Annotated in this window: 19 protein-coding genes, 1 tRNA gene and 1 riboswitch; of the genes, 9 read left to right on the top strand and 11 right to left on the bottom strand. The window is 72.5% G+C overall.

All coding sequences use genetic code 11. The features are described 5' to 3' along the window. Nucleotides 1–4: 4 nt before the first annotated feature. On the bottom strand, nucleotides 5–256 hold the full coding sequence (locus RB146_05630; GenBank protein MDQ7828460.1) for a hypothetical protein: 252 nt from the start codon (nucleotides 254–256) through the stop codon (nucleotides 5–7). Nucleotides 257–322: 66 nt separating this feature from the next. Here RB146_05630 and amrB point away from each other — a divergent pair, with 66 nt between their 5' ends. Continuing rightward, nucleotides 323–1,501 (top strand): AmmeMemoRadiSam system protein B, encoded by a 1,179-nt coding sequence (gene amrB, locus RB146_05625; GenBank protein MDQ7828459.1) that lies wholly within the window; start codon nucleotides 323–325, stop codon nucleotides 1,499–1,501. Between the two features lie 18 nt (nucleotides 1,502–1,519). Here the strand turns inward: amrB and RB146_05620 are convergent, their stop codons facing one another. Continuing rightward, entirely contained in the window at nucleotides 1,520–1,921 is a 402-nt protein-coding gene (locus tag RB146_05620) for a DUF3795 domain-containing protein (GenBank protein MDQ7828458.1), read from the bottom strand. A gap of 343 nt (nucleotides 1,922–2,264) precedes the next feature. On the opposite strand from RB146_05620, the gene RB146_05615 reads away from it, so the two are divergent. From RB146_05615 to RB146_05600, 4 genes are all read left to right on the top strand, one after another. Further along, complete coding sequence (locus tag RB146_05615; GenBank protein MDQ7828457.1) at nucleotides 2,265–2,735, top strand: Hsp20/alpha crystallin family protein; 471 nt, start codon at nucleotides 2,265–2,267, stop codon at nucleotides 2,733–2,735. A gap of 12 nt (nucleotides 2,736–2,747) precedes the next feature. Then, entirely contained in the window at nucleotides 2,748–2,957 is a 210-nt protein-coding gene (locus tag RB146_05610; protein MDQ7828456.1) for a DUF2892 domain-containing protein, read from the top strand. A gap of 65 nt (nucleotides 2,958–3,022) precedes the next feature. Continuing rightward, nucleotides 3,023–3,493 carry an OsmC family protein gene (locus tag RB146_05605; protein MDQ7828455.1) on the top strand — a complete coding sequence of 157 codons (471 nt, stop codon included), beginning with the start codon at nucleotides 3,023–3,025 and terminating at the stop codon, nucleotides 3,491–3,493. Next, nucleotides 3,490–3,909 (top strand): universal stress protein, encoded by a 420-nt coding sequence (locus RB146_05600; protein MDQ7828454.1) that lies wholly within the window; start codon nucleotides 3,490–3,492, stop codon nucleotides 3,907–3,909. Before RB146_05605 ends, RB146_05600 begins: the two co-directional genes overlap by 4 nt. A gap of 79 nt (nucleotides 3,910–3,988) precedes the next feature. Here RB146_05600 and RB146_05595 read toward each other — a convergent pair whose 3' ends face one another. The 5 genes from RB146_05595 to RB146_05575 all read right to left on the bottom strand — a co-directional run bounded on the left by RB146_05595 (nucleotide 3,989) and on the right by RB146_05575 (nucleotide 6,425). Next, nucleotides 3,989–4,273, bottom strand: coding sequence for a metal-sensitive transcriptional regulator (locus RB146_05595; GenBank protein MDQ7828453.1), 285 nt, complete (start codon nucleotides 4,271–4,273; stop codon nucleotides 3,989–3,991). Nucleotides 4,274–4,359: 86 nt separating this feature from the next. Further along, entirely contained in the window at nucleotides 4,360–5,118 is a 759-nt protein-coding gene (locus tag RB146_05590) for a ZIP family metal transporter (GenBank protein MDQ7828452.1), read from the bottom strand. Further along, nucleotides 5,111–5,917: a DNA/RNA nuclease SfsA gene (gene sfsA / locus RB146_05585; GenBank protein ID MDQ7828451.1), complete on the bottom strand. Its 807-nt coding sequence runs from the start codon at nucleotides 5,915–5,917 to the stop codon at nucleotides 5,111–5,113. Before sfsA ends, RB146_05590 begins: the two co-directional genes overlap by 8 nt. A gap of 63 nt (nucleotides 5,918–5,980) precedes the next feature. After that, nucleotides 5,981–6,070: transfer RNA gene (locus RB146_05580), tRNA-Ser, on the bottom strand. Between the two features lie 64 nt (nucleotides 6,071–6,134). Next, a complete protein-coding gene (locus RB146_05575; protein ID MDQ7828450.1) occupies nucleotides 6,135–6,425 on the bottom strand; it encodes a GYD domain-containing protein in 291 nt (96 codons plus the stop codon). Nucleotides 6,426–6,551: 126 nt separating this feature from the next. Between RB146_05575 and RB146_05570 the strand changes: the two genes are divergently transcribed. Further along, on the top strand, nucleotides 6,552–7,682 hold the full coding sequence (locus tag RB146_05570) for a VIT1/CCC1 transporter family protein (GenBank protein ID MDQ7828449.1): 1,131 nt from the start codon (nucleotides 6,552–6,554) through the stop codon (nucleotides 7,680–7,682). Nucleotides 7,683–7,684: 2 nt separating this feature from the next. Here RB146_05570 and xylB read toward each other — a convergent pair whose 3' ends face one another. The 4 genes from xylB to RB146_05550 all read right to left on the bottom strand — a co-directional run bounded on the left by xylB (nucleotide 7,685) and on the right by RB146_05550 (nucleotide 12,174). Next, entirely contained in the window at nucleotides 7,685–9,211 is a 1,527-nt protein-coding gene (gene xylB, locus RB146_05565; protein MDQ7828448.1) for a xylulokinase, read from the bottom strand. After that, on the bottom strand, nucleotides 9,208–9,921 hold the full coding sequence (locus tag RB146_05560) for an ATP-binding cassette domain-containing protein (GenBank protein MDQ7828447.1): 714 nt from the start codon (nucleotides 9,919–9,921) through the stop codon (nucleotides 9,208–9,210). The genes xylB and RB146_05560 overlap by 4 nt, the downstream gene beginning before the upstream one ends. Before the next feature lie 145 nt (nucleotides 9,922–10,066). Then, on the bottom strand, nucleotides 10,067–11,032 hold the full coding sequence (locus RB146_05555; GenBank protein ID MDQ7828446.1) for a sugar-binding protein: 966 nt from the start codon (nucleotides 11,030–11,032) through the stop codon (nucleotides 10,067–10,069). A 77-nt stretch (nucleotides 11,033–11,109) separates the two neighbouring features. After that, nucleotides 11,110–12,174, bottom strand: a complete 1,065-nt coding sequence (locus RB146_05550; protein ID MDQ7828445.1) for an ABC transporter permease — start codon at nucleotides 12,172–12,174, stop codon at nucleotides 11,110–11,112. Nucleotides 12,175–12,328: 154 nt separating this feature from the next. Next, a riboswitch (Fluoride riboswitch) is annotated at nucleotides 12,329–12,390 on the top strand. 76 nt (nucleotides 12,391–12,466) lie between these two features. Between RB146_05550 and RB146_05545 the strand changes: the two genes are divergently transcribed. The 3 genes from RB146_05545 to RB146_05535 are packed head-to-tail and all read left to right on the top strand — an operon-like array spanning nucleotide 12,467 to nucleotide 16,730. Then, a complete protein-coding gene (locus RB146_05545; protein ID MDQ7828444.1) occupies nucleotides 12,467–13,639 on the top strand; it encodes a cation:proton antiporter in 1,173 nt (390 codons plus the stop codon). A gap of 26 nt (nucleotides 13,640–13,665) precedes the next feature. Further along, nucleotides 13,666–15,201, top strand: a complete 1,536-nt coding sequence (locus RB146_05540) for a DNA mismatch repair protein MutS (GenBank protein ID MDQ7828443.1) — start codon at nucleotides 13,666–13,668, stop codon at nucleotides 15,199–15,201. Continuing rightward, on the top strand, nucleotides 15,198–16,730 hold the full coding sequence (locus RB146_05535) for a DNA mismatch repair protein MutS (GenBank protein ID MDQ7828442.1): 1,533 nt from the start codon (nucleotides 15,198–15,200) through the stop codon (nucleotides 16,728–16,730). Before RB146_05540 ends, RB146_05535 begins: the two co-directional genes overlap by 4 nt. Nucleotides 16,731–16,738 lie beyond the last annotated feature (8 nt).

Genomic DNA, 16,738 nt, shown 5'->3' with positions numbered 1-16,738 from the left:
CCGATCAGAAGCGCAGCCAGCCCGGACCGGCCAGGAGGGTGACGAGGCCGGGGATGGTCCACAGCACCGCCTTCACGGCCTCCACCGGGCGCCGGTCGCGCCATTCGCGCACCGCCCGGACCGCCGGCGCCAGCGTCGCGCCCACCACCAGCCAAGGGCCCGCCGCGCCCAGCCAACCGACGGCGGTGGGGGTCCAGCGGCGGGAAAGCTCGAGCGCCGCCATGAGCAGCCAGAACATCGCCAGCCCTGCGCGCATGCTCCGCCCCCATCCTAGCCCGTGAGCCGCTTTCCCCGCATGGCATCATGGAAGGGGTGACGGCCTATGCCCCTGCCGAAGCTCCGGCCGCTCGACGCCTACCCCGTGCGCGTCGACGGGCGTGACCTCGTCTGCCTGCGCGACCTGGAGGGGATCGTCCCCGATCCCGTCCTGCTGCCCCCGCGCACCTTTCTCATCGCCTCGTTGCTCGACGGGGCCTCCGACGCGGTGGACGTGCAGGCGGAATACGCCCGCCGCACGGGCGGGGAGCTGCTCTTCTCCTGGGACCTGCAGCGGGTCATCGACGAGCTGGACCGGCACGGGCTCCTGCTCACGGAGCGCTTCGCGGAGCGACGCCGGGCCGTGATCGAGGCGTACAACGCCGCTCCCGAGCGGCCGCCCTTCCACGCCGGCAAGTCCTACCCCGCGGACCCGCGTGCGCTGGTGGAGGAGCTGGACTGCCACCTGGGCGCGGTGGTCCCCGCGGAACTGGCCGGGGTGCGACCGCGCGGGGTCGTCGCGCCGCACATCGACCTGCCCCGCGGCGGGTGGTGCTATGCCTGGGCGCACCGGGCGCTGGCCCAGGATCCCCCGGAGACGGTCGTCGTCCTGGGAGTGGCCCATGGCGGCGCACCGGTGCCCTTCGTCCTGACGGCCAAGCCCTACGCCACGCCGCTGGGCCCCGTGCGGGTGGACGAGGCCGCCGTGGCCTTCCTCAGCGATCGCCTCGACGGCCTCCTCCACTATGAGGAGGCCCACCGGGCCGAGCACTCCATCGAGTTTCAGGCGCTCTTCCTGCGGCACCTGTACGGCGAGGCCGTAGGGATCGTCCCGCTCCTCTGTGCGCTCCCCGGCGCGGCGGCACGTCCTCCCGACGAGACGGACGGGCTGGTGGAGGCCCTGCGCGCCTACCGGGGCGGCGGCCGGAAGGTGGCGCTGCTGGCCAGCGTGGACTTCAGCCACGTGGGACCCCGCTTCGGGGACGGCGAGCCGGTGGACGCGGCGCTGGCCGCGCGAACGTCGGTACGGGACCGGGAGGTGCTGGAGCGGGTCCTGGCCGGGGACGCGGAGGGGTTCTGGCAGGCGGTGATGGAGGACGGCAACCGGCAGCGGATCGACGCGGCTCTGCCGGTCTACGTGCTCCTGCGGGTCCTGGCGCCGACGCGCGGACGGCTGCTCAGGTACGGCCAGGCTCCCGACCCGGCCGGAGGGCTGGTCTCCTTCGCCAGCATCGTGCTGGAGTGACGCCCTGCCCAGGGGATGTCAGCCGACTGTGGGAGGCGTGCGGTCCTGTGGGTGGTGGAGGGGGAGCGTCCGCAGCGGGCAGAAGTGGGTGAGCCACATCTTCTGCTCCCGGGCCCAGTTCGCCCAGGCGGTCTCGCCGAGGTGGGCCCGGCGGGCGGCCGACTCGATGCGCAGGTCGCCTCCCCCGGTCTGCGCGGCTAGCTGGACCAGGAGGAGGCAGGGGAAGTCGGGGCAGGTGCCGCAGTGGGCCACCTGCCGCTCGCGGGCGCAGGCGTACACCGGGCACACCTTCCCCAGGTCGACCTGGCCCTGCGTGCCGCAGGTCACCTCCAGGGTCTCGTACCAGGCGCTTCCTTCCCAGTAGAGGCCGCAAACCCCCGCGAAATCCGCCGGGGTTCCCTTCCGCGGCGGCGTCGGCACCACCGGAGCCTGCCTGTTCACCGTCGGACCCTCTCACCGGATACCGTGGCACAGGTGACCGGGCCTGGCTATCGGGCCGACAGAGTATTCCGCAGGCCCAGGAGCTTGCCGGCCAGTGAGAGGGGGCGGCGCACCCGCCCCATCGGCCACCCGGCCGGCTCCCGTCGGTCTCCCGCCGGATCAGGGCGCTCGGGCAGGCAGTCCGGCGAAATCAGGTCCGGGTCCGATGAACAGCGCTGTCGGCTTGCGGCTACGGTGAGGTGGGGCTCATTGAATTATACCCTAGGGGGTATGGTATAATGGCGCCGAAAGCGAAAGGGACTCCGTGGGGAGGTGAGGGGTCATGGCGCTGGTGAAGAGCCGAAAGGCAGGTCGATGGTGGGATCCCTGGCGGGAGATCGACCAGCTGCGCCGGGAGCTGGACCGGCTCTGGGGGATGGACCGGTGGTTCGACCGGACACCGGGGCGCGGCGACGAGACCGGGCTCCTGCCCGCCGTGGACCTCTACGACGCAGGGGACCAGCTCGTGGCCAAGGTAGACCTGCCCGGCGTGGCGCCCGGGGATGTGGAGGTGACGGTGGAGCAGGGCCGGCTGCTCACCGTCCGGGCGGCCCGCCCGGTCGAGGAGGTCAAGGAGGACGCCTACCTGTGGTGCGAGCGGCCCGCCGGGCGGTTCGTCCGGACCATCGAGCTGCCCGTGGACGTGGACGTCGAGCAGGTGAAGGCCACGCTGGCCAACGGCGTCCTGCAGGTAGTGCTGCCCAAGAGCACGACGGCGGCCCCCAGGCGGGTGGCCGTCACAGTGGAGCGGTAGGAGGCGAGGCCCATGCGTGGGTGCGTCGGGAGGACAGATCGCATCATCCGTGTGCTCCTCGGACTGGTGGCGCTGGGGGTCGGGCTGCGGGTAGCCGGGCCCTGGAGCGCCCTCTTCTACGCGCTGGCGCTCGTCGGGCTGGTCACCGGGGTCGCGGGGCGGTGCCCGCTGTACGCCCTCCTGGGCCTCCAGACCTGCTCGGCGTCACCGCGGAAGTCGTAATCCGCAGGGCGGGGGGGCGGCCGGCGGTGCCCGCCGTCCCCCGGACACCCGCTGGGAGGACGGCGATGGCTCAGGTGCGCGTGGAGACTGAGGACCGCCTGCAGGCGCAGGTGCGCCTGGCTCAGGAAGACCGGTACCGGTTCAGCGTGGCCATGGACCACCCGGCCTGGCGGCTCACCGTGGACGAAGCCCCACCCCTCGGTACCGGGGCCGGCCCCAACCCGGCTCGCCCTGTGGCGACGGCCGTAGGTCACTGCCTGGCCAGTAGCCTCCAGCACTGCCTGGAGCGGGCCCGGGTCGAGGGAGCCCGGCTGGCCGTTACGGTCGATGTCGACATCCGCCGGAACGCGCGGGGGCGGTGGCGGATTGGCCGCATCCTGGCGGGGCTGGACATCAGCGGGGTATCCCCCGCGCAGCGGGCAGCGGTGGAGCGCTGCCGCCATCTATTCGAAGAGTTCTGCATCGTGACGGCGAGCGTCCGCCAGGGGATTCCGGTGGACGTGGCCGTCCGGGTGGATGGCGTCGAGATGGCATGATCTCCACGGTCCTGCTCGCCACCGACGGATCGGTCCACGCCCGGCGGGCGACCCGGTTGGCCGCCGATGTGGCCCGACGGTACGATGCCCGCGTCGTCGTGCTGACGGCCTTCGAGCCTGTGCCGCACGACCTGGGGTCTCCCTACCTCGAGGACCTCATGGCGAAGCGCACGGCGGCGGCCGAGGCGGTGGCCCGCGAGGCGGCGGGAATCCTGGAGGAGGCCGGGGTGGCCCACGAGGTGGAGGTCCTGGAGGGGCCCCCGGTCGACGCCATCCTCCGAGTCGCCCATGCCCGCGGGTGCGACCTCATCGTCATGGGCTCGCGGGGACTCGGCCCGCTGCGGGCCGCCCTCCTAGGGTCCGTGAGCCAGCGGGTGGCGGCGGAGGCTCCCTGCCCGGTCCTCATCGTGCGCTGACCCGAATGCCCGCGGACGGGAGCCCGGGCGGCCGAGCGGGCGCCCCGCGGAGGGCCGGACACCGCCCCACGTGACGGTGCTACCGAAGCATGAGGAAGGTGCGCTGCAGCTTGCGCAGGGCGCTCTGAGCCTGGGGCTTGCCCTCCACCTCCATGCGGAGGCACTGCTCCAGTCCGGCCGCGATCAGGTCGATGGCCACCCGGTCCAGAGCGGCCCGGGTGGCTGCCACCTGCTGGGCGATCTCCGTGCAGTCCCGCCCTTCCTGGAGCATCCGCTGCAAGCCGCGGATCTGGCCTTCGATGCGGCGCAGGCGCGCCGCCACAGGCGCAGTGACCTCTTCGCCAAGCCGCAGGGGCGCCGCCATGACCCCTCCTTCCATGGCTTTATACACTACCCGGTAAAGTACATTGCCACTCCGCCGGATCCGCGTCAACGACGCGGGCACCGCGACTACTGCAGGACGTTCTGCAGCAGCATCATCACCAGGAAGCCGCCGATGACCGCCGCCGCCGCATTCCCCCGGCCGCTGTGCTCGGCGGCCTCGGGGATCATCTCGTTGGCGACCAGGAACCCCATGGCGCCGGCGGCGAGGCCGAACCCCAGAGGGACGAGCGGCCGGAAGATGGCCACGGCCAGGGCGGCGGGAACCGCCAGCAGCGGCTGGGGGAGGCTGGTGAAGATCGACCACCCGACGCAGGCCCATCCCGAGAACCCCTCGGCCCGCAACGGCAGCGACACCGCCAGGCCCTCGGGGATGTTGTGGATGGCGATGGCGATGGTCAGCAGGACGGCCAGCGTCAGCACACCCGATCCGAACCCGACCCCGACGGCGATCCCTTCGGAGATGCTGTGCACGGTCATGCTCCCGATGAGGAGGACCACGCGGCGGGCCGGAGCGCCCCGCAGGTGGAAGAAGTTCAGGCCGTGGTGCCCCATCCGGCGGTCGGCCAGCCAGAAGGCGAAGGCCCCGAGGGCGATGCCCAGGGCCACCACGTTGTAGCCGGCCATCTGGACGCCGGCGAAGACCAGGTTGAAGACGGAGGCGGAGAGCATCATCCCGCCGCTGAACCCCCAGGCCAGGCCCAGCAGCGCCTGCGGCAGACGGGTGACGAACAGGAAGGGGACGCCGCCGAGCCCGGTGGCCAGCGCCGTGGCCAGCGCTCCCCCGAAGGTGATCAGGGCCAGTCGGGCTGCCGAGGCTTCAGCCACCGGCCGAGGCCGCCCCGTCGGTCCAGCGCGCCGCTCCCAACCGCACGGGGATCCGCCGCAGCAGGGTCACTCGCCGGGGCGTGACCCGGCAGGCGTACGCGTAGAACCGGACGCCCCGGGCAGCGGCCCGTTGCGCGGCCCGGGCGAAGTCGGGGTCCGCCGCGGCGAAGGGACGCAGGGCTCGCGCGTCGCTCCGCTGGACGATCCAGACCACGGCGGCCCTCCCGCCGCGTTGCGCCACCCGGGCCAGGTCCTCCAGGTGGCGGGCCCCCCGGGCCGTGGGGGCATCGGGGAAGAGGGCCACGGCGCCGTCCACGCGGTTGCAGGACTTGGTCTCCACCAGACAGACGCCGTCGCGCCCCATGAGGAGGAAGTCCACCCGCCCGCGGCCGAGCGGAGCTTCCGGCCTCCAGCGGACGTAGTGCCGGAACGCAGGCAGGGTACCTGCGCGCATGGCGGCCTCGAAGAGACGGTTGGGCAGGCGCGCGTCCACGCCGACCCAGCGCCGCCGGTAGCGCACCAGGAGCAGAGTGCCGGCCGTGCGCCGGCGCGGGCGGCCGCGCTGCAGGAGCGCCAGACCGCGGGTCCCGGGGCGAAGCAGTTCGGTCATGCGCCCTGAGTTGGGCAGGTGGAGTCGCAGGACGGTCTTCCCGCCCTCGGGCCGGACCGCCACCGCGAAACGGTTCAGCCGACGGACCACCACCACGGGGACGAGCGGCCGGGGCAGCGGGACCCAGGGGTGTCCGGGCGGGCGTACCGACCGCAACTGGGTCCGGACCCAGTTGCGAACGGTACTCATCCTCACCTGAAGGGCGCCCTTCCCGTCTCGACCGGCATCAGCCTCGCGCGCCACCCGGGACCCTGGCGGAGGGGGTGGGATTTGAACCCACAAGGGCCGCGGGGCCCGGCGGTTTTCGAGACCGCTCCGTTACCGGGTTCCGGACACCCCTCCGCGATGCGCTGGAGTCAACGGTTTCAGTATAGCAGTCCCGCGCCATCGCCGCTCCGGCCGGCCCTCAGAGCCCCTCCACGATCTTCGTCATCTCCGGCTCGGTGTAGGCGCGGACGGTTTCGGTGCGCGCCGCGCCCTGGGAGCCGACCCACAGGGCGAAGCGGCTCGCCGTCTCGTCGTCGGGCGCCTCGAAAACCGCCACCGCGTCGAACCGCCCCATCGTCCAGACCAGTTCGCGGAAACGGATCCCCATCCGCTGGCCCTCCGTCCGCACCCGCTGGGCCCGCTGGATCGTCTCCCGGGCCGCGGCCGCCCCGCGCTCCGTCCAGGTGACGAGCTGCACGTAGGTGGGCATGAACGTGTCCCCCCTCTCACGGTGAGTTCTCGGTGTGGAGAGCGTTCGGGAGGGGGCGGGGCCGGGCCTGCTGGCCGTCGGCCGGCGCCCGCGCCTCCGGCAGGGCGCCGGTGCTACGATGCCGGCGTGACCGGCCGTTCCGTCGCCGACCGCCAGGTGCCCCTCTGGCGCCGCCACTGGCAGGACGAAGGGGATGCAGCCTACCTCTACGAGCGCCTGGCCGCCATGGAGCCCGACGCCGAGCGCGCGCGGCTCTACCGGGAACTGGCCGGTGTGGAGGCGCGGCACGTCGGCCGCTGGGCGGACGTGCTCCGCGACGCCGGCGAGGCGGTCGGCCCTTACCGCCCCAGCCTGCGGGCCCGCTTGCTCCTCCTCCTGGCCCGGCTGGCCGGCCGCGAGGCGCTGCTGGCGCTGCTGCTGGGCGAGGAGGCCCGGGAGACCAAGGCCTACCTCACCGGGGCGCGCCGGTACGGGCACCCGCAGGCGGTGGCGGCGGCGCGGGAACTGGCCCGCGAGTCAGCCGCCCACGCCGAGCGCCTGGGCGCCCTGCTCGGCGCCCGGGGCGAGCCCTGGCACCGCACCGCCTCGGGCGGGGTGCTGCGCAACGTCGTCTACGGGTTCAATGACGGGCTGACCGCGAACTTCGGGCTGGTCATGGGGGTGCTGGGCGCGGACGTCCCCCATGCCCTGGTCCTCGTCTCGGGGGTGGCGGGGCTCATCGCCGACGCCCTCTCCATGGGGAGCAGCAGCTACCTGGCGGCGCAGAGCGAACGTGAGGTCTACGAGTACGAGATCGCCCTCGAGCGGGAGGAGCTGCGCCTGATGCCCGACGTCGAGGAGGAGGAGCTTTCACTTCTCTACCAGGCCCGCGGGCTGCCGCGCGAGACGGCCGCCGAAGCCGCCCGGCGGGTGATGGGCCGGCCTGAGCAGGCCCTTGAGGAGAAGACGGTGCTGGAGCTGGGCATCGCCGAGCAGCGTGCCTCGCCGCTGCGGGAGGGGTGGATCACAGGCGTGGCCACCGCGGTGGGCGCGCTCATCCCGGTGCTCCCGTTCGTCGTCGCGGGCGGCCGCGCGGCGGTGTGGACCTCCTTCGCGGTGAGCATGCTCGCGCACTTCGCCGTGGGTGCGGCGCGCAGCGTCTTCACCGGCCGGGGAGCGCTGCGCAGCGGGCTGGACATGTTTGCAGTGGGGCTGGGCGTGGCCGTCGTGGGCTACCTGGTCGGGGAATTGCTGGCGCGCGCCCTCTCCTCCCTCTGAGGTCAGGAGACCGCGTGCAGCGCCCGCGCGCTCGCCCGCAGCGCCGGGTAGAGCGCCCCGTAGGTGCGGTAGAGCGCGTCGTACCGTCCGACCCGGCCGCCGTCCGGGACCGTCCGGCCGGTGGGGGCGACGGCCGTCTCGCACGCGGCCTCCACCGAGGAGAAGAGGCCCGCCCCCACACCGGCCAGCAACGCCGCCCCGTAGGCCGCGCCTTCCGTGGTGGTCACGGTGACCACCTCGACGCCCAGGACGTCCGCCAGGATCTGCCGCCACAGCGGGCTGCGTGCCCCGCCGCCGGAGGCGCGCACTTCGGCGACGGCCACGCCCATCCCGCGGATGATCTCCAGGGCGTCGCGCAGCCCGAAGGCCACCCCCTCCAGCACCGCCCGCACCAGGTGGGCGCGGGTGTGGCGCAGCGTCAGGCCCACGAATGCCCCGCGGGCGAAGGGGTCGGCGTGCGGCGTGCGCTCGCCGGTCAGGTAGGGGAGGAAGAGGAGCCCCTCGGCACCGGGCGGCACCGCGGCCGCCTCCGCCGTCATCTGCTCGTAGGGGTCCGGGGCGTCCCGGGTCGACCACACGCCCAGCGCGTCGCGCAGCCAGCGCAGCGAGCCGCCCGCCGAGAGCATCACCCCCATGACGTGCCAGCGGCCGGGGACGGCGTGGCAGAAGGCGTGCACGCGCCCCTGCGGATCGATGCGCGGCGCGTCGAGGTGGGCGAAGACGACGCCGGACGTCCCGATGGTCACGGCGACCAGGCCCTCGCGTACGATGCCGGTGCCGACGGCCTGGGCGGCCTGATCGCCCGCTCCGGCCACCACCGGCGTCCCCTCGGCGAGCCCGGTGGCCTCGGCGGCCGCCCGGGTGAGGCGACCGGTCACCTCGGGTGACTCGTGTACGGTCGGCAGCCACGCCCGCGGGACGTCCAGGGCGGCGAGCATCTCTTCCGACCAGGTGCGCCGCTGCACGTCCAGCCAGGTGGTGCCGGACGCGTCGGCCACGTCGGTGGCCAGCACGCCCGACAGCCGGAAGCGCAGGTAGTCCTTCGGCAGCAGGACGTGGGCGATGCGGCCGTAGACGTCGGGCTCGTGGCGGCGCAGCCAGAGGAGCTTGGGGGCGGTGAAGCCCGTGAGCGCGGGGTTGCCGGTGAGGGCGATGACGCGCTCGGCACCGACACGCTCGGTGATCCAGGCGCACTCCTCGTGGGTGCGCTGGTCGTTCCAGAGGATCGCCGGGCGCAGGACGCGGCCGCTGGCGTCGAGGGCCACGAGGCCGTGCATCTGGCCGGTGAGCCCCACCGCCGCGACCTGCGCCGGCGGCACCGCGGACCGGGCGAGCGCCTCGCGGATCGCCTCGGCCGAGGCCTCCCACCAGGCGTCGGGGTCCTGCTCCGTCCACCCCGGGCGGGGGACGAGGAGCGGGTACTCCCGCGTCGCCGTGGCCCGCACCGCTCCCGAGGCGTCCACCAGCACCGCCTTGGCCCCGGTCGTCCCGACGTCGAGGCCCAGCAGGCAGGGCCCGGCGGGGGTCACGCGCGGACTCCCGCGACGATCATCTCCAGGACCTCATCCTCGGTGGTTGCCGCCACCGGGCGGGTGCCGACGTGGCGACCCTGCTTGAGCACCGTGATGCGGTCGCCGATCTGGAAGATCTCCTGCAGGCGGTGGCTGATGAAGATGATCCCCACCCCCTGGTCGCGCAGGCCGCGCACCACCTCCAGCACCTCGCGCGTGGCCGCCGGGGAGAGGTTGGCCGTGGGCTCGTCGAGGATGAGCACCCGCGGCTCGAAGGAGAGGGCGCGGGCGATGGCCACGCTCTGGCGTCGTCCGCCGGAGAGGGTGGCCACCTCGGCGCGCACCGAGGAGACCTCCACCCGCAGGCGGCGCAGCACCGCCTCGGCCCGCCGGTCCATGGTGGCGCGGTCCACGAAGGGTCCGCGCCGCGGCCAGCGGCCCAGCCAGATGTTCTGGGCGACGTCCATGTTGTCGCAGAGCGCGAAGTCCTGGTAGACCATCTCGATGCCCCGCGCCCGCGCCGCGGCGGGACCGTCGAAGCGCACCGGCCGCCCGTCGAAGAGGATCTCGCCGCTGTCCGCCTGGTAGACGCCGGTGAGGATCTTCATCAGGGTGGACTTGCCGGCGGCGTTGTCGCCCACCAGCCCCAGGACCTCCCCGGGGAAGAGCGTCAGGTCCACGTCGCGCAGCGCCTGCACCGCGCCGAAGCGCTTGCTGATGCGGCGCATCTCCACCAGCGGCGCGGGGGCGGTCGCCGCCGTCGCGGGCGCAGGGGCGAACGCAGCGGTCACGATCGGGTCGTCGGCCTCGACCGGCGGGGGCCCGTCCCGCACCGGGCGTGCACGCGGCACGGGCGGGCCCCGCCGCCATCCCTCACTTCTGGAGGAACCGGTCGACGTTCTCCCGGGTGACGATGTCCACGCCGGTGTTGTAGAAGGTCTGGGCCGGCTTCATCTTCTTGACCACGATGTCGTTGAGCAGCTCGATGGACCGCACGCCCATCTGGTAGGGACGCTGCCCCACGAGCCCGGAGACGAACCCCTCCTTCACCAGCCGCAGCTCCGGCTCCAGGGTGTCGAAGGAGACGACGGTGAAGCGTCCCGCCTTGATGTCCGCTTCCTTCTTCTTCACGGCGTTCTTGTACGCCTCAGGGGCGAAGAGCGGCCACCCGCCCACCATGACGATGGCGGTGAGGTTGGGGTTGGCCGTGATCATCTGCTCCACCAGCTGCACGGCCCGGTTGATGTCGTCGTTGCTGGGGAAGGGCGAGCCGCTGACCTCCCGGTACTTGCTGGTGTCGGTGACGACGCTCTTGAACCCCTTGATGCGCTGGTTCAGGTTCACCGCTCCCAGGCCCCCGGTGATGATGCCGTAGGTGGCGCCGTTGGGGGCGAAGCGCAGGAAGAGCCGGCCGAGCTCCTTGCCGGCGGCCTCGTTGTCCGTCCCCACGAAGGCCAGCCGGCCGGACTCCGGCGCCGCGTCCGAGTCGAAGGTGATGACCGGGATCCCGCCGGCCATCGCCTTCTTGATCACGGGTACGACGCTCTTGCCGTCCACCGGCGAGATGGCCAGCCCGGAGACCTTCCGGGCCACCAGCGCCTCCAGCACGCGGATCTGCGGGGCGATCTCCGTCTGCTCCGGCCCCGTGAACTCGCAGGTGACGTTCAGGCGCTTGGCTGCCTCCATGCAGCCGTCGCGCACCTGGTTGAAGAACGGGTTGTTGATCGCCTTGGGGACGACGGCGAAGACGGGCCGAGCCGCCCCCTCGACCGGATGGAGTCCCGCCAGGCTCCCCAGGAGGACCCCGACGAGCAGGACGCGCAGCCAGATGGTTCGCATACGTCCACCCCCTTTTGCGACTCATGCCTGCCACACCGTGTCGTGCTGTCGTCTCACCTCCCCTCCGGCGTCTGGGCTCAGCGGCCCTCGACCGCTCCGGGCGCCGCGCCGGCGGGAGCCGCGGCCGCCTGCGCCGCCGCCGCCACCAGGCGCAGGCGCACCCGGTCGAGCAGCACCGCCACGATGATGGTGGCACCGATGACCACCTGCTGCCAGAAGGCCGGGACCCCCATCAGCACCATGCCGTTCTGCAGCACCCCGATCAACGCCGCGCCGATGACCAGCCCCAGGATCGACCCCCGTCCCCCCAGCAGGCTCACTCCGCCGATGACCACGGCGGCGATGACCCCCAGCTCCATCCCCTGGCCCAGGGTGGCGTCGCCCACGGAGAGGCGGGCCGCCAGCAGGATCCCGGTGAGGGCGGCCAGGCCGCCGCTGGCGACGTAGGCGGTGAGCTTCACCCGGTCGACGTCGATACCGGCGACGCGGGCCGCGTCCTCGTTGCCGCCCACGGCATAGAGGTCGTAGCCGAAGGGCGTGCGGGTGGTGACGATCCAGCCCACCAGCACCACCACCGCCATGTAGATCACGGGCGCGGGCACGGGGCCGACGAAGCCGGCGCCCAGCGCCACGAAGAGGTCGGCCTGCGGTCCCAGTTCGGTGATGGGGAAGCCCCGCGTGATCACCAGGGCGAGCCCGCCGGCCACGGAGAGCATGCCCAGCGTGGGGATGAGCGGCGTCATCCTGGCCTTCGTCACCAGCAGGCCGTTCGCCAGCCCCACCCCCACGCCGGCGGCGGTGCCGGCGACCATGGCCAGCAGCAGGGGCTGGCCCAGGCTGAGGAGCTTGGTGGCCACCACCCCGCCCAGGCTGACCACCGAGCCCACAGAGAGGTCGATCCCCCCGCGCCCGGTGAGGATCACCAGGGCCTCGCCCACCCCGACGGCGGCGATGAACGAGAAGTTGCGGGCGATCTGGAAGAGGTTGTCGGTCTGCAGGAAACGGGGCGCCCGCAGGGTGATGAGCGCCATGAGCAGGACCAGTGCGGCCAGGATGGCCAGCTCGTAGGAAAGCTCCAGCCGGCGGGCCTCCTGCGTCGCGGCCAGCGGTTCGGTGGACTGCGTCGCCGGCGTCTCAGCCATGGTGCATGTGCGGGCGCGGGGTAGTCTTCGACGTCTCTCCGCGGTGCCCTCCACTCCGGCCGGCGGTCAATGTCGAAGTCGGTGTGGCCGGCGCCCCCGCAAAGCCGGCCGTGCATTGACAGCCCCCGCCTGCCCTTCTACACTTCATGGTAAATCGGCACGCGGCGATGAGGCTCGCCGATAACCGCCTTCACGGCTGATAGCCTCTACCCTCGCGGGTAGGGGCTTTTTCGCTGGCGCGGACCCTGCCCGGCGCAGGGGTCGCGCCAGTTGCCGTTTTCGGGAGAGGGGCATGACGGACGCCTGGACTGCCACGGTCCTGGGGCTGCTGATCTTCCTGGCCACCATCGCCTCGGTGGAGCTCGGCATCTCCGTCGCGCTGGTCGAGATCCTGCTGGGGGTCCTGGGCGGCAACCTCCTCGGCCTGCACACTACCCCGTGGGTCGACTACCTGGCCGGCTTTGGCGGGATCGTCCTCACCTTCCTCGCCGGAGCCGAAGTCGACACGGACGTCCTGCGCGAGCAGCTCGGGCCGAGCCTCCTCATCGGCGGCCTCTCCTTCCTCCTGCCATTCGCCGGCGCCTGGGCCGTGGCGCAGTGGGGGCTGCACTGGACGCCCGAGGCCAGCCGGATTGCCGGCGTAGCCCTCTCCACCACCTCTCTGGCGGTGGTCTACGCCGTGCTGGTCGAGACCGGTCTCACCCACACGGCGCTGGGCAAGCTCCTCATGGCCAGCACCTTCGTCACCGACTTCGGCACCGCCGCCGCCCTCAGTGTCCTCTTCGTCACGCCGACGGTCTGGATGGCAGGGTTCGTGGGTGTGGCGGTGGCCATCGTGCTGATCATGCCGCGCCTGCAGCCCTGGATCTTCAGGCGCTACGGCGGCCGCATCATCGAGGCGGAGATCAAGGGCGCCTTTGCCGCCCTGCTGGCGCTCATGTACCTGGGGCAGCGGTCCGACAGCCATGCCGTCCTGCCGGCCTTCGTCCTGGGTCTGGCCTTCTCCCGCATCTTCGCCACGCACCCGGACACGCAGCGCCGCTTCCGGGTGGTGGCCTTCGCCATGCTCACGCCCTTCTTCTTTATCAAGGCCGGACTGAACGTGCAGCTCACCGCCGTTGCCGCCAGCCTGAGGACCCTGGGACTCCTCTTCGCGGTCAAGGTGGCGCTGAAGTTCGCCGGCGTGCTGCCGGCGGCGCGGCGCTCCGCTCCCGTCGGCGCCGTCTACCTCACCCTGTTGATGAGCACCGGCCTGACCTTCGGGACGATCTCCTCACTGTACGGCCTGCAGGCCGGCATCCTCGACCGGACCCAGTTCTCCCTCCTGGTGACGACGGTGATCGCCACCGCGGTCGTCCCCACGCTGGTCGCCCAGCGCTGGTTCTCGCCGTCGGCCGGCGGCGCTGCCGCGGGGGAGTCGGCAGCGGGGGTCCTGGTCCCGGCCGCGGCGGAAGGGGACGAGTAGAGGGCGCAGGCGGGGGCGGAGCGGTCATGGGCGTCCACAGCATCCTCTTCCTCCGGCCGGAGCAGCGGGCCGCCGCGGAGGACGCGGAGGCCCCGGACTGCTTCCGCGACCTGCACCTCGATCAGGTGGTCGAGGCCGTCACCGCTGGCCGGAGCGAGTACCGGCTCCAGGGTTTCTTCCACACCCCGCTGCCCGACCTGGAGAGCATCGCGTACCGGCACGAGGTCTTCCGGGACCTGGAAAGCACGGCCCTGGAGGCGGTGGTGCGCACCTTTGCCGACCGGATGCGCGCGGTGCGGGGGCAGCTGGCGCGGGCCGCCAAGCTCCGCTATCCCCTGCAGCAGGAGCGCTGGTTCCTGGAGGCGGTCGCCACGTACCTCGATGCGGTCGGAGATCTCTGCCGGGCGCTCGGCGGCCTCGACCTGCGGTCGCGCGGTTTCCAGGACCTGCGGGCGTATCTCGCCGGGTACGCCGGGTCGCCCGGGTTTACCGCGCTCGCCGCCGAGACCGCCCGGCTCCGCCAGGACCTGGCAGGCGTCACCTACTCCCTGCACATCCACGGCAACCGCATCCGCGTCGCCCGGTACGCGGGAGAGGGGGACTATGCGGCGGATGTGGAGGCTACCTTTCAGCGGTTCCGGCGGGGCCCAACGAAGGACAACCGGGTCGACATCCGCGACTGGCCGGAGATGAACCACGTCGAGGCCGCAGTTCTGGAGCGCGTGGCCCTGCTCCACCCCGAGGTCTTCGGCGCCCTCCACCGCTACTGCGAGGGCTACCGGGACTTCCTGGACCGCGTGGTCGCCGACTTCGACCGGGAGGTCCAATTCTACCTGGCTTACCTGGAGCATTGCCGCCGCTTCTCGGCGGCAGGGTTGCGCTTCTGCTATCCCGACGTGTCCGACCGCTCCAAGGCGATCGCGGCGCGCGACACCTACGACCTGGCCTTGGCTGACCGGCTCGTCCGCGAGGGACGGCCGGTGGTGTGCAACGACTTCGCCCTCCGGGGACCCGAGCGCATCATGGTCGTCACCGGCCCCAACCAGGGCGGCAAGACTACCTTCGCCCGGACCGTCGGCCAGCTGCACTACCTGGCCAGCCTGGGGTGCCCGGTGCCCGGGACGGCGGCCCGCCTCTTCCTGTGCGACCGCCTCTTCACCCACTTCGAGCGGGAAGAGCGGGTCGAGAACCTGCGGGGCAAGCTCCAGGACGACCTGCTCCGGTTGCGCGAGATCCTGTCGCGCGCCACGCCCCGCAGCCTGGTCATCGTGAACGAGGCCTTCACCTCGACCAGCCTGCGGGATGCCCGGTTCCTGGGCCGGCGGGTGCTCGAGCGGTTCCTGGCGCTCGACCTGCTGGGGGTCTGGGTGACCTTCGTCGACGAGCTGGCCGCCCTCGGAGACCAGACGGTGAGCATGGTGAGCACGGTCGATCCCGCCAACCCCACCCGGCGGACGTTCAAGATCGTGCGCCGCCCGGCGGACGGGCGCGCCTACGCGGCGGCCATCGCCGAGCAGTACGGTTTGAGCTACGAACGCCTGAAGGAGCGCCTGGCCCGGTGAACGTCCGCCTGCTGCACCCGGACGGGGACGTCGGCTGGACCCGCGAGGTGCCACCGCACGCGGCAGACCTGGCGCAGGACCTCGGGCTGGAGACGCTTTGGGAGACGATGGCCGGCGGCAACGCCTTCCTCGCCGAGGTGGCGCGCTCGGTGATGCTGGCGAGCCTGACCGACCCCGAGGCGATCACCTACCGGCAGCGGGTCCTCCAGGACTGCCTGGCCCATCCGGCGGTGGTCAGGCAGCTCTACGCGGTGGCGCTGGAAGCGATCACCGGTGAACGGAAGGTCTACCGGAGCGCCTTCTTCCGCTACCCCGCCGGTATCCTGCACGGGGCCCTCGAGGTGATGCAGCTGTTCCTGCGCCAGCTCAGGCAGCTGCGCGCCATCGCCGAGGCCCATGCCGACGAGTTCGCTTCGGAGGGTTTTCGGGACCTCTTCGCCACCTTCAAGCGCGACCTGAGCGAGGACTACCTGCAGCGGGTCGCCGGCCACCTGCGACAGCTCCAGTTCCGCCATGGCGTGTTCGTCAGCGCGCGGCTCGGGCCGGGCAACAAGGGGCGGGACTATACGCTGCGCCGGCCCCCTACCCACCGGGGCGGGTGGCGGCAGTGGGTCCCGGGCTTCGACCGCGCTGCCGCGTACACCGTCGTCGTCCCCGACCGGGACGAGAGCGGACTGCGCGCCCTCGCGGACCTACGGGACCGGGGTCTCAACCTGGCCGCCAACGTCCTGGCCCAGGCGGCCGACCACATCCTGGGGTTCTTCACGACCCTGCGGGAGGCCCTGGCCTTCTACCTCGGGTGCCTGACCCTGTGGGAGCGGCTCGTCGCGAAGGGAGAGCCGGTGTGCTTTCCCGAGCCGCTCCCGCCCGGCCGACACCGGTTCTCCTGCCATGGCCTCTACGACGTGGCTCTGAGCCTGCGCCTGGAGCGCCGCGTGGTCGGCAACGACGTGGACGCGGACGACGTGCCCCTGGTCGTGATCACCGGAGCCAACCAGGGCGGCAAGTCCACGTTCCTGCGCAGCGTCGGTCTGGCGCACCTCATGATGCAGTGCGGGATGTTCGTCGGTGCCGAGGCTTTCCGGGCCAGCCTCTGCGAGAGGCTCTTCACCCACTACCGTCGGGAGGAAGATCCCGCCATGCAGCGGGGGAAGTGGGAGGAGGAGCTGGACCGAATGCGGACCATCGTCGGCCGGTTGACCCCGCACTCCCTCGTGCTCTTCAACGAGTCCTTCGCCGCCACCAACGAACGGGAGGGGGCGGAGATCGCCGGCGGGATCGTCCGTGCCCTGGTGGAAGCGGGCGTTAGGGTGTTCTATGTGACCCACTCCTACGAGCTGGCCCACGGGTTCACTGAGAGGTGCCCCGGCGGCGTCCTCTTCCTGCGGGCCCACCGCGAGCCCGACGGCCACCGGACCTTCAGGCTGGTCCCGGGGGAACCGCTGCCGACCAGCTACGGCGAGGACCTCTACCGCCAGATCTTCGGGGAAGTCGGCGACGTGGCACCCACCGGCGCCCGAGGGGGCTGAGGCGGAGG

It is taken from the genome of Armatimonadota bacterium (assembly GCA_031081585.1).
Taxonomy (GTDB): Bacteria; Sysuimicrobiota; Sysuimicrobiia; order Sysuimicrobiales; family Humicultoraceae; genus Geohabitans; species Geohabitans tengchongensis.
This window is presented reverse-complemented; position numbering and strand designations above follow the sequence as displayed.